Raw genomic sequence first — 12,517 nt, forward strand, 5'->3', positions numbered from 1 at the left:
TATCTATATTTAGAAGCGTTGTCTGAGGAAGGCAATATTAGTGATAGGAAGTGAAAAAATGCTCATTTATTATGTATTGCTCATTCTCGGAGTTGGATTTTTAATAGCAGCAGTATTTCTCTTTATTGCAATGGATGGCTTTAAAGACTATAAAATATTAATTGGAGGTATTGGATTCCTTTTAATTGGTGTTTTATTTTTAATAGCAACTCTCCCTAGCCTAAAATATATTTTATTCAAAAAATATGATGTCGTCAGTGGAAAATGTGTTATCGAAATAGATTCATCAGGTCGTTCTTCTGAAGCTGACTTTGATATTCTCGATACAGATGAGATGTTTTCCTTCAGAGGTATTCCAGCACTAGATGCTTATGGGAAGTCAATTCCTTATTTTTGTAAGGTGACAACTACAAAAGACCATAAGTATGGTATTAGTTATAAAATATATGATGGTAAAACTCGAAAGTTAATATTAACAGGTAAATAGTTCCTTAATTTAGTTAAGGTTAAAGATACATTTATCTCTTTTGGTATTTATCGATAGTTCAGTTTGTAAATATCCCTTGTTCAACTAAATAATGCAATAGTTACATATTACAAGTATTTATAAGAAGGGGGAAATTTGAATTAACGCATTGTGTTAGTTAAATAGAATTAGTAGCTGTTAATCCGCTCCCTTTTTAAAATTTAGCGGGTTGTTAGTCAAAATTTGGAGAATGTCTTAATTATAAATGTTTGATTAAATAGATGGAGGATTTATATGGACGACATTAGGAAAGTTATAAGAAAAAGTAAAACACTTAATGGACCCTTTCCTGCGTTTAATTTTAACAATACGTCAGTATTTCCAAATGAACTTTTTTTAGAATGGTTCCAAGAAGCAATTGATTATGGCGTACACGAACCACATTCAATGACTCTTTCAACAATTGATCATAATGGATTTCCCGATGCTAGGGTTCTAATTATTAAAGATGTGGATCAATATGGATGGTATTTTGCATCAAGTTCAGAAAGTGAAAAAGGTAAACAGATAGATTTTAATCCCAATGTTGCTATGACTTTTTATTGGGCACTAATTGGTAGACAAGTCAGAATACGTGGGACTGCAATTAAAATGGAAAATGAATTAAGTGCTAAAGATTTTTTAGCTAGAGGAACTGTAGCCCGTGCAATAGCTTTGATTGGCAAACAAAGTTCAATCTTAAAAGAACATTCTGAGTTAGATGAGGCACTAAACAAACAAATTGAAATTTTACAACATAATCCAAATTTAGTGTTTCCTTCGTGGACTTTGTATCGATTAGTTGCTAAAGAAGTGGAGTTCTGGCAGGCTGACGAAGATCGTAAGCATATACGATTAAGATATAGCTTCGAGGGTGATAGATGGTTAAAAAAACTATTATGGCCATAGTTTAATTTTAGATCGTCGTTGTTCAACTTAACCAGCTAATCGTTCTATTTTAGAGCCGAGATAGGCTCATTTTTATTCAACAAAAATGGCAGATAAAATAATGTACTAACTGACAGTATTGATCAATTTAGAAATGGGAAAATTATCAAAAATTTGACGTTGAAAACCAGATTTTAAAGGGATTTTTTTTCAAGTGAAGAATATAAGAAAAGGGAAGGAATAAGAAAAATATCTTCTAAACCATAAAAACAGTTAGTAGTTTCTCGTTTATATAAACATAAGAAAAAACATAACTTAGTAAATAGGAGGATTTTATGAGAAATGTCATTTTATTTTTACATTCTTCTTTAGATGGTTTTGTAGAAGGGCCAAACGGTGCAATGGATATCGGGTGGGTATCTTACAATGAAGAATTAGAAAAACATGCTAGAGAAATTTTAAGTACTGTAGATACAGTATTATGGGGAAGAGGTACATACCAAATGATGGAAAATTATTGGACTTCTGTACCTTCTAACCCTGAAGCATCAGAATATGAAATTGAACATGCTAAATGGATAGAAGAGACATCAAAGGTTGTTTTTTCTACAACTCTTGAAAAAGCTGAATGGAATAATTCAAGATTAATAAAAGAAAATATTGAGGAAGAAATAAAGAACATTAAAAAACAGCCGGGAAAAGATATTATTATTTTAGGTAGCCCAAGGTTTGGACATAGTCTTATGGAACTTGATTTAATTGATGTAATTAAAATTACAATTTCACCAGTTATTATAGGAAGTGGTCTACCTTTATTTAAGGGCTCAGAAAATAAACGCAACCTCTCACTTGTTGAAAACAAAACATTTAATTCCGGTGCAATTGGCCTTACGTATAATATTATAAAATCGTAACTAAAAAATTAGCCGTCCAAATAAAAAATTGGTTGGTTCTAATACATGAAGGATACATACATAGGTTCTTTTTTAGTGTGTTTACACTAACTAAGTATTCAAAGAATTGATGAGTTAAATTAGAAAAGTAAAGACTACTCTTCTAATACAACTAACACATTGCATTAGCTGTACAACATGCTCGACTTTATAGTCGAGTTTTTTGTTGAACTAAATGGCAGGATAGCCGAACAAGGAAAAACAATATAAAATATAGAATTTAATAATCGGAACTTAAAAATTTAGTTGGTGTGAACTAGTAAAAATTAGACAAAGTAATAGACGCAGATGCACAAGTAATTTTTGATATGTAAGTGAATGCCTTTATGCCACTGTTAGATAAATATAAAGATGCCGTAACAAATCCAGCAAACGAACCGTTTGATAATGTAATTAAGAGAAATAATTATTCTTTTGGTGGATTTTATAAAATTTTGCATGATGATGTTCTTGTAGGGGCATTTTGTATCTATTGGAAAGAGGAAACTTAGTTTTGGATCAGTCCAATATTCATTTTGCCAGAATACCAGGGGATGGGAATTGCACCAAAATCTATCCAGTTAATTGAGAAACAATTTTCAGAAGCAACTACTTGGGAATTAAGAACAATTTTAGAAGAAAAAAGTAAAAATCATTACACAGCATAAAAAACAGCCAATCATTTAAAAATTGGCTGTTAATTTTTTAATTAATTTTAAATTCATTAAGTAATAATTGTTCAGTCTGAGGCATTGTAATACCTAGATGCCAACACCCCAATCCGCCTAAAGCATATTCTTTTACAAGGTGAAATTTTGCTAGTAAACTTCGAGGATCTTCAAACCAAACGTCATGGATAATTCCATCTTTGTCAGTGTAACGAAATGCAGGTGATAAAGTTTCTCGATCGAAATAGACTTCACTTTCATATTTCTTATACATTTTAATAGCATTTTGAGTGGAATATGCGCTTCCTTTTCGTTTCTCACCAGTAATAGGCCAATCGTAGGCATACTGAGGAATTCCTAATAATAATTTTGATTTTGGTACAACGGATACAGCATAATTTAACGTTTTTCTCACTTCATTTAATGGAGCTATCGGGCCTGAGGGACTGTTCGGCCAATGCCAGTTATATGTCATTAAAAACATCTTATCAACATATTTACCAAGGGTATAATAATCATAAGCATCATAAAATTGAGGAATATGATCTGCTTCCTTTGGAGGCATCGCCATTAAAACTTCCATTTTTGAACGATGAAGTTTCTCAGATAATGCTTTTATAAATAAATTAAGGCTATTCCTATCTTCAGGGTTTAGTGATTCAAAATCTATCATTATTCCTTTATAATCATTTTTGTCTAAAAGAGTATAGATGTTATTTACCAACTTTTTTCGCATTGATGTTTTACTAAGTAATGAATGCACTAGCTTTGGATCGAAACCATTTTTACTAATATTAGTTAATGTAGCGTACGGAAAAATGTGATTTTTCCAAGCTATCCGATTAGACTGATTTTCTTTTACTTTAATTATATTCCCTTGAGAAGTAGGGTGAAATTCAAATATAAAAATACTTGTAAGTGACTTTTTATAATAATCAATCATCCATGTATTAGTTTTTTTATTTTTAGGAATTAAATAAGAACCAGTCCAAATAGTGATTTTAGGAGATGAAGGAATAATTAATTTTTGGCCTGGAATTACTATATCGCTAGTAATATTATTTTTACTTTTCAAATAATTAATGTCAATTGAATGTCGAAATGCAATATCCCATAAAGTTTCTCCTTGTCTCACATAGTAAGTAGACCCAGGAATTATCATAGATTGTCCAATCACAAGATTATCATTCCGATCTAATCCATTTAAATTTGCAAAGCTTTTTTCATTCAACTTATATTGTTTCGATATATTTTTCAAAGTATCTCCCGGTTTTACTTCATATACAATCAAAGCATTAGCACTTAAAACTGGAGAAAATAAAAAAAATAATAAAGTAAATATGAATATTAATAAACGCTTAGCCAAACACAATACCTCCTTAGATAGGTAGTATTTTTAATTTTAACTACTCATTAAGTATCCTTTACTTAATAAGAAAATTTTACTTATATGAGTAAGCAAATGATTATGAAAAAAAAGAATTAGGAGTAGGATTGTAAAAAGTTTTTCCGTATTAGCGTTATCATCAAGTTTTTTCTTGGTTCCCAAACTCATGTAACAAACTCAATAAAGGCAGCTAGTTATTCGAAAGTAGATGAAATGCTAGCAAATTTATCACCAGCCGAGAGAGCAGCACTTCATCAACTTTCAACGAGTAATGAGACAGGGCTTCGAGTTAATCCTGATATCGATTTAGAATCTACTAACCAAACGAGTGTAATTGTAGAATTTAATAATAAGCCAGCAAAAGTCGCTCAACTTGAATCAAGTTTAAAAGGTCAACAGCTAACAGAGACTGAGGCAACTAGCTTAGTTGATCAAGATCATGCAACTTTTTCAAAAGATTTAGGACAAGTATTAACTGAAGACAAAAATAAAAGGTAAAGTCCAGAAAAGGGAATAGTTTGGATAATGCTTGTATAGAGAGTTTTTAACCATGTAAAAACGGAGTGTTTTTTCTGAAATCGAAAAGAAATTAAAACAACCTTAGTCCCTACTGAATATTGGGATAAGGTTGTTTAATTTGCGTACCTTTTATTTATTGTCTACTTGACAGGGATATAACAAAATGGGAAATCCTTTTTCTTATCGTGAAACTGCTTTAAGGATGAAATTTCCCACTAAACTAGCTCGCATATCCGTCTACAACTATATCCAATTTTCCTGTTTCTGGATCTATTACAAGTCCATGAACACTGATGTTTTTCGGAAACATTGGGTGATTTTTGACCATCTTAACACTTTGTTCAACGCTTTCTTCAACTGTTTGAAATCCTGTTAACCAACTTTTAATATCAATACCTGCGTTTGTTAACGTATTTATGATTTCTTTATCTAACCCAGCTTGTTCACATTTTTCTATAAAAGAATCAGATTCTAGCCCTTTCATGCCGCAACCATGATGTCCAACGATAGCTACCTCTTTTGCGCCAAGCTCAATAATTGCAACTAGTATGCTTCGCATCACACTGCCAAATGGGTGCGAAACGATTGCTCCAGCATTTTTTATAATTTTGATATCACCATTTTTAAAGTTCATCGCTTGTGGTAATAATTCAACAAGTCGTGTATCCATACATGTAAGAATCACCATTTTTTTTTTTGGAAATTTAGTCGTTATGTATTTTTCATATTCTTTATTTTCAACGAATTGTTGATTGTATTCTAGAATTTCTGAAATTAATGTCATTTTATTCCTCCTGATAGTAAATAAATTATTTCATATTTTTCAAAGTTATTCAATCTACTTACAAGTATTCTAGTAGTTAAACTAATTGTAATTTACAAATCTATTTGCGAATTTTCTTTCATTTAAAAGGAAATTATAACAAAGTATTTCCATTTTAAGGAGGGATATTTTTTATATATTAAGTCCAGAAAAGATAAAAATTATTAAGTCAACAGTGCCAGTATTAGAGATTCATGGTGAAGCAATTACAACTCGTTTTTATGAATTGTTATTTCAGAAACACCCTGAACTCCTTAATGTATTTAACGAAGCAAATCAAAAAAGAGGAAGACAACAAACTGCTTTAGCAAATGCAGTTTATGCGGCGGCGCTACATATTGAAAATTTAGGCGAAATATTAAAAGAAGTAAATCTAATTGCACATAAACATAGAAGCTTAGGAATTAAACCTGAACAGTATCCTATTGTTGGAGAAAATTTATTAGCTGCAATTAAAGATGTAAAGTACTCATAAAAAAGTAGAATACTAAAAAAATGGAGGTGCTAAAAGGGAGAAAATTGGATGAGTTTATTAGGGCGTGAACATAATGATATTTGGAAAATGGATTGGAAAATCGGAGACGTGAGTTATTCACGTCTCTTTTTACTTATTTATTCTTGGTTGGCTAGTTGAACGTCGAACAATCAAATTGGGTGTGATTGTAGTTGTTGTAGGATCAATTTGTTTCTCCTTATTTTCAATCATATTAATTAGATGTTCCATAGCTAGATTTCCTAGAGATTGACTTAAATGAGTTCCCACTGTAGTTAATTGTATAGATGCATGTGCAGAAAACTCTATATTGTCAATTGCACCAATACTGATATCTTCTGGTATTTTAAAGCCTTTATTAAGTAGGAAATCCAAGCATATTAATGCAATAGCATCCGTTGCAGCGACAATGGCTGTTGGAAATTCAATACCTGAAAATAACTCTTTACATGCTTTGACGATGGATTCTACACTTGTATCGGTTGATTTTATCCAATCTTCGTGAATTTCTATTTTTTGTCTATTAGCCTCTGTTTTATACCCTTCTAATCGACCGTAAAAAGTAGAAGCTTGTAGCGGTCCACCTATAAAGGCTAGATTTTTATGACCTAGCTCTATCATATGATTTGTAATTAGTTCACCAGCTTTTATGTTATCAATCTCAAAATAGTTTTTCCCAAACGAATGCTTACGATTGAAAGTCACATACGGTTTGCCTTCCATACTTTCTAATAAAGGAAAAATAGGATCATCCATTAAAATAGAGGACATTATGATTCCATCAACAGGTGCACTTAAAACTTGGTTGTAAAGCATGTTATCGTTATCTGATTTATGAAAATATACGAGAACATTATATCCTTTTTTTGCTGCGATGGTTACAATTCCACGCGTAGATTCTTCATAAAATGGATCTTGAATATGTCCTGTGATTAATGCAATCATGTTGGTTTTTCTCTTCACGAGATTTCTAGCAATCATATTCGGACGATAATTTAATTCTTTTATGGCTCTCTCTACTTTCGATACTGTAGTTTGTTTAATATTTTTAGATCCATTTAGTACGCGAGAAACAGTAGATTGAGAGACACCAGCTAACCTCGCAACATCGTGTGAAGAAACCAAATAAATCACTCCAAGCTCATAGTATATTAATTTAAAATAATAGTGAATTAATTTTAAAAATGCAATGAATAAGGCAGACTCCAAAACTACTTTAATTTCCATAAACAACATAATCTTTAGAAATTTTATGAGATTATTCTTAATTATAACAAATAAAAAAGAATTTGATTAAGACTTTTACGGAAATAATTGAAAATTTTGGATACGTATTCATAAAACTAGAATGAATGACTATTGATCATGTAGATTGGAACGCCGAGATTGTTTAAAAAAATGTGCTTAATCGAGAGTGTTCTAACCGAAATTAACGTAATTTTGAAGTAGAATCTCACTAAACTGAGAAAACGGGTACGGTTTTAGGAAAAAAATGAATATTTTAAAAATGCTAAAAAATAAAAATTATTTGACACTTATTCCTACTGACGTTTATCATTAATACGTATTCATAAATTATGGAGGGGAAACCATGAAACAGAATCTTTGGATAAACGGACTACATGTAGAAACAGAACATTTTTCAGAATTGCTTTCTCCCTATTCACGAGAAAAGATTGCAGACATTTCAATAGCTAATAAAGAGCAAACGCAAATAGCGATTCAAGCTGCTTATGATGTTAAAGAAGTAATGGCTAAAATGCCTGCTCATCAACGAGCAACGATTTTAGAGAAAGTTTCACAGCTTCTTGAAGAAAATTTTGAAGAAGCTGCGAAAGTGATTGCTCTCGAGTCAGCTAAACCCCTTATATTCGCCAAAGCAGAAGTAATAAGAACCATTGAAACTTATAAATTTGCATCAGAAGAAGCAAAACGAATCCATGGAGAGACGATCCCATTTGATGCGGCAGTTGGTGGAGTTGGAAAAATAGGCTACACCGTTCGAAACCCAATTGGAGTTATTGGAGCAATTACTCCGTTTAATTTTCCTATGAATCTAGTTGCACATAAAGTTGGTCCTGCTATTGCTTCAGGCAATACCGTTGTATTGAAGCCAGCTTCACAAACACCACTTTCTGCATTTTTTATAGCTGACTTGTTCAAAAAAGCAGGGCTACCGGACGGGGCATTAAATGTTGTAACAGGTCCAGGCGGAGTGGTAGGTGACACTATTGTAGAAAGTGATCTAGTTAGTATGGTGACTTTTACAGGAAGTACCTCTGTTGGAATTTCACTTCGAGCGAAGGCAGGGCTTAAGAAAACAACTCTTGAACTTGGTTCAAATGCTGCATTAATCATTGACGAAGACATCGACGTAAAAAAGGTCATTGATCGTTGTTTAATGGGTGCATTTTCAAACCAAGGACAAGTATGTATCTCTTTACAACGTATTTACATACACGAAAAAATCTACGATGTGTTTGTTTCGCAGTTTGCAGATGCGGCTAGCAAACTTAAACTAGGTGACCCTCTAAATCCTGAAACGTATGTTTCATCTCTAATTTCACCTAATGATTTAGATCGTGCTTTAAGCTGGATCGAAGAAGCAAAATCTCATGGTGCGACAATTGCTTCAGGTGGTAAAACGCAAGGTAACATTCTCGAACCAACAGTTATTTTAGGTGTAACGCGTAACATGAAAGTATCGTGTAACGAAGTTTTTGCTCCTATTGTTTCAATTTGTAAAGTATCTTCAGTTGACGAAGCAATCGATGCTGTGAATGATTCCTGTTATGGGTTGCAAGCAGGAATTTACACAAATAGTGTTTCGAATGCACTGAAAGCAGCGGACGAGCTGCATGTTGGTGGAGTTGTTATTAATGATGTCCCTACGTTCCGTGTTGATCAAATGCCATATGGTGGCGTAAAAGAAAGTGGAACAGGACGTGAAGGATTGAAATATGCAATTGAAGAGATGACTGAAATGAAACTAGTTATTTGGCATAAAGGATAAATTGCATATATCGCCTAAAAATAATTTATTTTCAAGTTTACCTTCTAGCTTTATTGGCTTTATAGATGGTATACGTTTTTATATTTATAGTTTCTCATACTGGTAATTGAAGTGAGGAAATTTGCAGTTATAAATAATAGCTATGGTTACTCCCTAATTAAAAGATGCAGTTATTGAAAAGTCGAACAACGAATCATTATAAAAATGGAGGAATGAAATTATGGGTAAGCAACTATCAACAAAAGAATGGCAAGAAAAACGAGATAAATACGTAGTAAAAGGCGTTAGTAATGGAAACCGAGCAATTGCTGTAGAGGGTAAAGGAGCGACACTATACGATATAGAAGGTAAGAAGTTTATTGACTTTGGTGCAGCGATCGGAACAATCAACGTCGGGCACTCACATCCAAAAGTAGTAGCAGCTATACAAAAGCAAGCAGAAAAGGTCATTCATCCTGGATTCAATGTCATTATGTACCCGTCATACATTGAAATTTGTGAAAAATTGTGTGAAGTAACGCCAGGAGATTTTGCGAAAAAAGCAATTTTACTAAACAGCGGTGCTGAAGCTGTTGAGAATGCTGTAAAAATCGCAAGAAAATATACAAAGCGCCAAGGAGTTGTGACATTTACTCGTGGATTCCACGGTCGTACATTAATGACGATGACAATGACAAGTAAAGTGAAACCATACAAACTTGGTTTTGGTCCTTTTGCACCTGAAGTATATCAAGCACCATATCCATATATGTATCGTAAGCCAGAGGGGATGACTGATGAGCAATACGAAGCAGATGTTATTGCACAGTTTGATCAATTTTTTGTAGCAACAGTAGCACCAGAGACTGTTGCATGTATTGTCATGGAGCCGATTCAAGGAGAAGGTGGATTTGTTATACCGCCAAAATCATTTGTAAAACATGTTCGTGAATTTTGTACAAAACATGGTATTTTGATGGTTGCAGATGAAATTCAAACTGGATTCGCAAGAACAGGAAAATTGTTTGCGATGGAGCATTTCGAAATTGCAGCTGATCTTATGACTGCTTCTAAATCGATCGCAGGTGGTATGCCACTAAGTGCTGTTATAGGAAAGGCGGAAATAATGGATACGGCAGATCCAGGTGAATTAGGTGGAACTTATTGTGGAAATCCACTTGCTTGTGAAGCTGCATTAGCAGTATTAGAAGTCATTGAAGAAGAACAATTATGTGAAAGAGCACAATGGATTGGAGAAGTGCTTGAGAGCCAAGTGAAAGAATGGCAAGAAAAGTACAACTGTTTTGGAGAATTCCGTCGTCTAGGAGCAATGTGTGCAGTAGAAATTGTGACGGATCAAACATCAAAAACACCTAATAAAGATCTTACAACAAAAATTGCAAAAGCAGCTAATGAAGCTGGACTATTATTACTTACTGCAGGTCTAGATGGAAATATCATTCGATTTTTAAGTCCACTAGTGATTACAGATGAGGAACTTAGCGAAGGGCTTGCAATTTTAGAAAACGTACTATCTGATTGTCAAATTTCAACTAAACAGTTCGTTTAATCATTTTCATATGTCTAAATTTTTTTAATGTAACCTCCGAATGTGGAGTTGAATTGGAAATGCTCGAGTCTTTTAATGCAAGGTTTTTATAAAGGGTTTTATATTAACGTTAAAAAGAATAGGGTGAATATGTGAGTATGGAGAAACATAACAAAGGTTTACAACAAAATTTAAAGAACCGTCATATTCAGATGATTTCAATTGGTGGTATCATTGGGGCAGGTTTATTTGTAGGTAGTGGAAATGTAATTCATAGTGCAGGTCCATCAGCAATTGTTGCCTATTTAATAGCTGGAATATTAGTTGCTCTTCTTATGAGAATGTTAGGAGAAATGGCAGCTGAAAATCCAGATAGTGGATCGTTTTCAACGTATGCAAAAGAGTCGATTGGCCCTTGGGCAGGATACACGATTGGCTGGTTGTATTGGTTTTTCTGGCTTATTACAATCGCAATCGAGGCGATTGCAGGTGCAAATATTATGAATTCATGGTTTCCAAGTATTCCATTATGGGGCTGGGCTTTAATCCTTACCTTTGTACTTACACTTTCTAATATTTTATCAGTGAAAACATTTGGAGAGTTTGAATATTGGTTTGCCATTACAAAGGTAGTGGCGATCTCAGCGTTTATGTTAGTAGGGCTTGCGATTTTATTTAAATTCTTCCCTAACATTCAATCTCCGGGATTATCAAATTTGACACAGCATGGCGGATTTTTCCCGAAAGGTATAAGTGCGATATTAGGTGGATTTATGACTGTAATGTTTGCTTTCTTTGGATCTGAAATTGCTGCAATTGCTGCAGGTGAATCTAAAGACCCTCAAAAATCTGTTGTAACGGCTATTAATTCAGTTGTTTGGCGTGTAGCATTGTTCTACATCGGATCAGTTGCTATTTTAGTATTATTAATGCCTTGGAATGACGCAAAATCGTTAAGTAGCCCATATGTAACTTTACTTACAAATCTAGGAATTCCTGGGGCTGCAACAATCATGAAAGTAGTTGTACTTCTGTCAGTACTTTCTTGTCTGAATTCAGCACTTTATACGAATTCTCGTATGCTATATTCGTTAGCGAAGCAAGGGAATGCTCCGAAAATTTTTACAAAAGTAAACAAAGGTGGGTCACCATATTGGGGAGTTTGGGCAAGTTCAGCTTTTGCATTCTTGGCTGCAGTATTTAATTTTATTTCACCAGATAAACTTTTTTCATTTCTTTTAAATGCATCAGGGTCAATTGCCCTTCTAGTTTATATTGTTATTGCAGTATCACATGTAATAAAGCGCAAACAAGCTGAGAAAAACGGAAAAGTGTTACGTTTAAAAATGTGGGGTTTTCCATTTTTAACCTACATTACGATTATAGCAATGGTCGTAATTTATTTCTCGATGTACTTTATGGATGGTCTTCGCTCACAGTTCTTTTTAACATCATTAATTACAGTTTTAGTAATTTCATCGTTCTTTATTTTTAAAATTGGAAAGAAAGAGAAAGTCGAATCAAAACATGAAACAACAGCGAGTTGAAATAGGCAACGTTCCACTTTCATAATGATGTTTATCGATGCAAAAATGAAACAAATAGAGAATATGAGATGAAAGCGTTGTCGGAGAAAAAATGCTTTTAGTACTACCTTATTAAGTTAGAAGCTAGAAAAACCTATGAGATGGTTTTTCTGGCTTTTTTTCTATTAGACCTAATTATTAATTAATAGTCATGACTCCTTAGACTTAAAATAAG

11 protein-coding genes and 1 pseudogene are annotated in these 12,517 nt (G+C 33.2%); 9 read left to right on the forward strand and 3 right to left on the reverse strand.

Annotated features, from left to right (window positions below; genetic code table 11):
- Positions 1-40: 40 nt before the first annotated feature.
- The 4 genes from ACFWM3_RS11095 (at position 41) to ACFWM3_RS11110 (ending at position 2,837) form a co-directional block, all read left to right on the forward strand.
- Positions 41-487 (forward strand): hypothetical protein, encoded by a 447-nt coding sequence (locus tag ACFWM3_RS11095; protein WP_390311360.1) that lies wholly within the window; start codon positions 41-43, stop codon positions 485-487.
- A 273-nt stretch (positions 488-760) separates the two neighbouring features.
- On the forward strand, positions 761-1,414 hold the full coding sequence (locus ACFWM3_RS11100) for a pyridoxine/pyridoxamine 5'-phosphate oxidase (RefSeq protein WP_390311361.1): 654 nt from the start codon (positions 761-763) through the stop codon (positions 1,412-1,414).
- A 314-nt stretch (positions 1,415-1,728) separates the two neighbouring features.
- Positions 1,729-2,307 (forward strand): dihydrofolate reductase family protein, encoded by a 579-nt coding sequence (locus tag ACFWM3_RS11105; RefSeq protein WP_390311362.1) that lies wholly within the window; start codon positions 1,729-1,731, stop codon positions 2,305-2,307.
- 365 nt (positions 2,308-2,672) lie between these two features.
- Complete coding sequence (locus tag ACFWM3_RS11110) at positions 2,673-2,837, forward strand: hypothetical protein (protein ID WP_390311363.1); 165 nt, start codon at positions 2,673-2,675, stop codon at positions 2,835-2,837.
- Between the two features lie 193 nt (positions 2,838-3,030).
- Here the strand turns inward: ACFWM3_RS11110 and ACFWM3_RS11115 are convergent, their stop codons facing one another.
- A complete protein-coding gene (locus tag ACFWM3_RS11115; RefSeq protein WP_390311364.1) occupies positions 3,031-4,359 on the reverse strand; it encodes a glycosyl hydrolase family 18 protein in 1,329 nt (442 codons plus the stop codon).
- 234 nt (positions 4,360-4,593) lie between these two features.
- On the opposite strand from ACFWM3_RS11115, the gene ACFWM3_RS11120 reads away from it, so the two are divergent.
- A complete protein-coding gene (locus ACFWM3_RS11120) occupies positions 4,594-4,878 on the forward strand; it encodes a hypothetical protein (protein ID WP_390311365.1) in 285 nt (94 codons plus the stop codon).
- Between the two features lie 241 nt (positions 4,879-5,119).
- On the opposite strand, the gene ACFWM3_RS11125 is transcribed toward ACFWM3_RS11120, so the two are convergent.
- Positions 5,120-5,683: a beta-class carbonic anhydrase gene (locus tag ACFWM3_RS11125; protein ID WP_390311366.1), complete on the reverse strand. Its 564-nt coding sequence runs from the start codon at positions 5,681-5,683 to the stop codon at positions 5,120-5,122.
- 175 nt (positions 5,684-5,858) lie between these two features.
- Here ACFWM3_RS11125 and ACFWM3_RS11130 point away from each other — a divergent pair.
- A pseudogene (locus tag ACFWM3_RS11130) lies at positions 5,859-6,185 on the forward strand (globin domain-containing protein); the annotation flags it as partial.
- A gap of 141 nt (positions 6,186-6,326) precedes the next feature.
- Here ACFWM3_RS11130 and ACFWM3_RS11135 read toward each other — a convergent pair.
- Positions 6,327-7,340 (reverse strand): LacI family DNA-binding transcriptional regulator, encoded by a 1,014-nt coding sequence (locus ACFWM3_RS11135; RefSeq protein WP_172795451.1) that lies wholly within the window; start codon positions 7,338-7,340, stop codon positions 6,327-6,329.
- 466 nt (positions 7,341-7,806) lie between these two features.
- Here ACFWM3_RS11135 and ACFWM3_RS11140 point away from each other — a divergent pair, with 466 nt between their 5' ends.
- The 3 genes from ACFWM3_RS11140 (at position 7,807) to ACFWM3_RS11150 (ending at position 12,303) form a co-directional block, all read left to right on the forward strand.
- Complete coding sequence (locus tag ACFWM3_RS11140) at positions 7,807-9,228, forward strand: aldehyde dehydrogenase family protein (protein ID WP_390311367.1); 1,422 nt, start codon at positions 7,807-7,809, stop codon at positions 9,226-9,228.
- A gap of 220 nt (positions 9,229-9,448) precedes the next feature.
- On the forward strand, positions 9,449-10,777 hold the full coding sequence (gene gabT / locus ACFWM3_RS11145; RefSeq protein WP_390311368.1) for a 4-aminobutyrate--2-oxoglutarate transaminase: 1,329 nt from the start codon (positions 9,449-9,451) through the stop codon (positions 10,775-10,777).
- Between the two features lie 137 nt (positions 10,778-10,914).
- Positions 10,915-12,303: an amino acid permease gene (locus ACFWM3_RS11150; protein WP_056476878.1), complete on the forward strand. Its 1,389-nt coding sequence runs from the start codon at positions 10,915-10,917 to the stop codon at positions 12,301-12,303.
- Positions 12,304-12,517 lie beyond the last annotated feature (214 nt).

The sequence above is a fragment of the Gottfriedia sp. NPDC058432 genome, from assembly GCF_042721555.1.
GTDB lineage: Bacteria > Bacillota > Bacilli > Bacillales > Bacillaceae_G > Gottfriedia.

Excerpts from the sequence above, each read along its gene's own strand:
- ACFWM3_RS11105 (WP_390311362.1), top strand. The coding sequence starts at position 1,729 with ATGAGAAATGTCATTTTATTTTTACATTCTTCTTTAGATGGTTTTGTA.
- ACFWM3_RS11120 (WP_390311365.1), top strand. The coding sequence starts at position 4,594 with ATGCTAGCAAATTTATCACCAGCCGAGAGAGCAGCACTTCATCAACTT.
- ACFWM3_RS11140 (WP_390311367.1), top strand. The coding sequence starts at position 7,807 with ATGAAACAGAATCTTTGGATAAACGGACTACATGTAGAAACAGAACAT.
- ACFWM3_RS11150 (WP_056476878.1), top strand. The coding sequence starts at position 10,915 with ATGGAGAAACATAACAAAGGTTTACAACAAAATTTAAAGAACCGTCAT.
- ACFWM3_RS11110 (WP_390311363.1), top strand. The coding sequence starts at position 2,673 with ATGCCACTGTTAGATAAATATAAAGATGCCGTAACAAATCCAGCAAAC.
- ACFWM3_RS11125 (WP_390311366.1), bottom strand. The coding sequence starts at position 5,683 with ATGACATTAATTTCAGAAATTCTAGAATACAATCAACAATTCGTTGAA.
- gabT (WP_390311368.1), top strand. The coding sequence starts at position 9,449 with ATGGGTAAGCAACTATCAACAAAAGAATGGCAAGAAAAACGAGATAAA.
- ACFWM3_RS11100 (WP_390311361.1), top strand. The coding sequence starts at position 761 with ATGGACGACATTAGGAAAGTTATAAGAAAAAGTAAAACACTTAATGGA.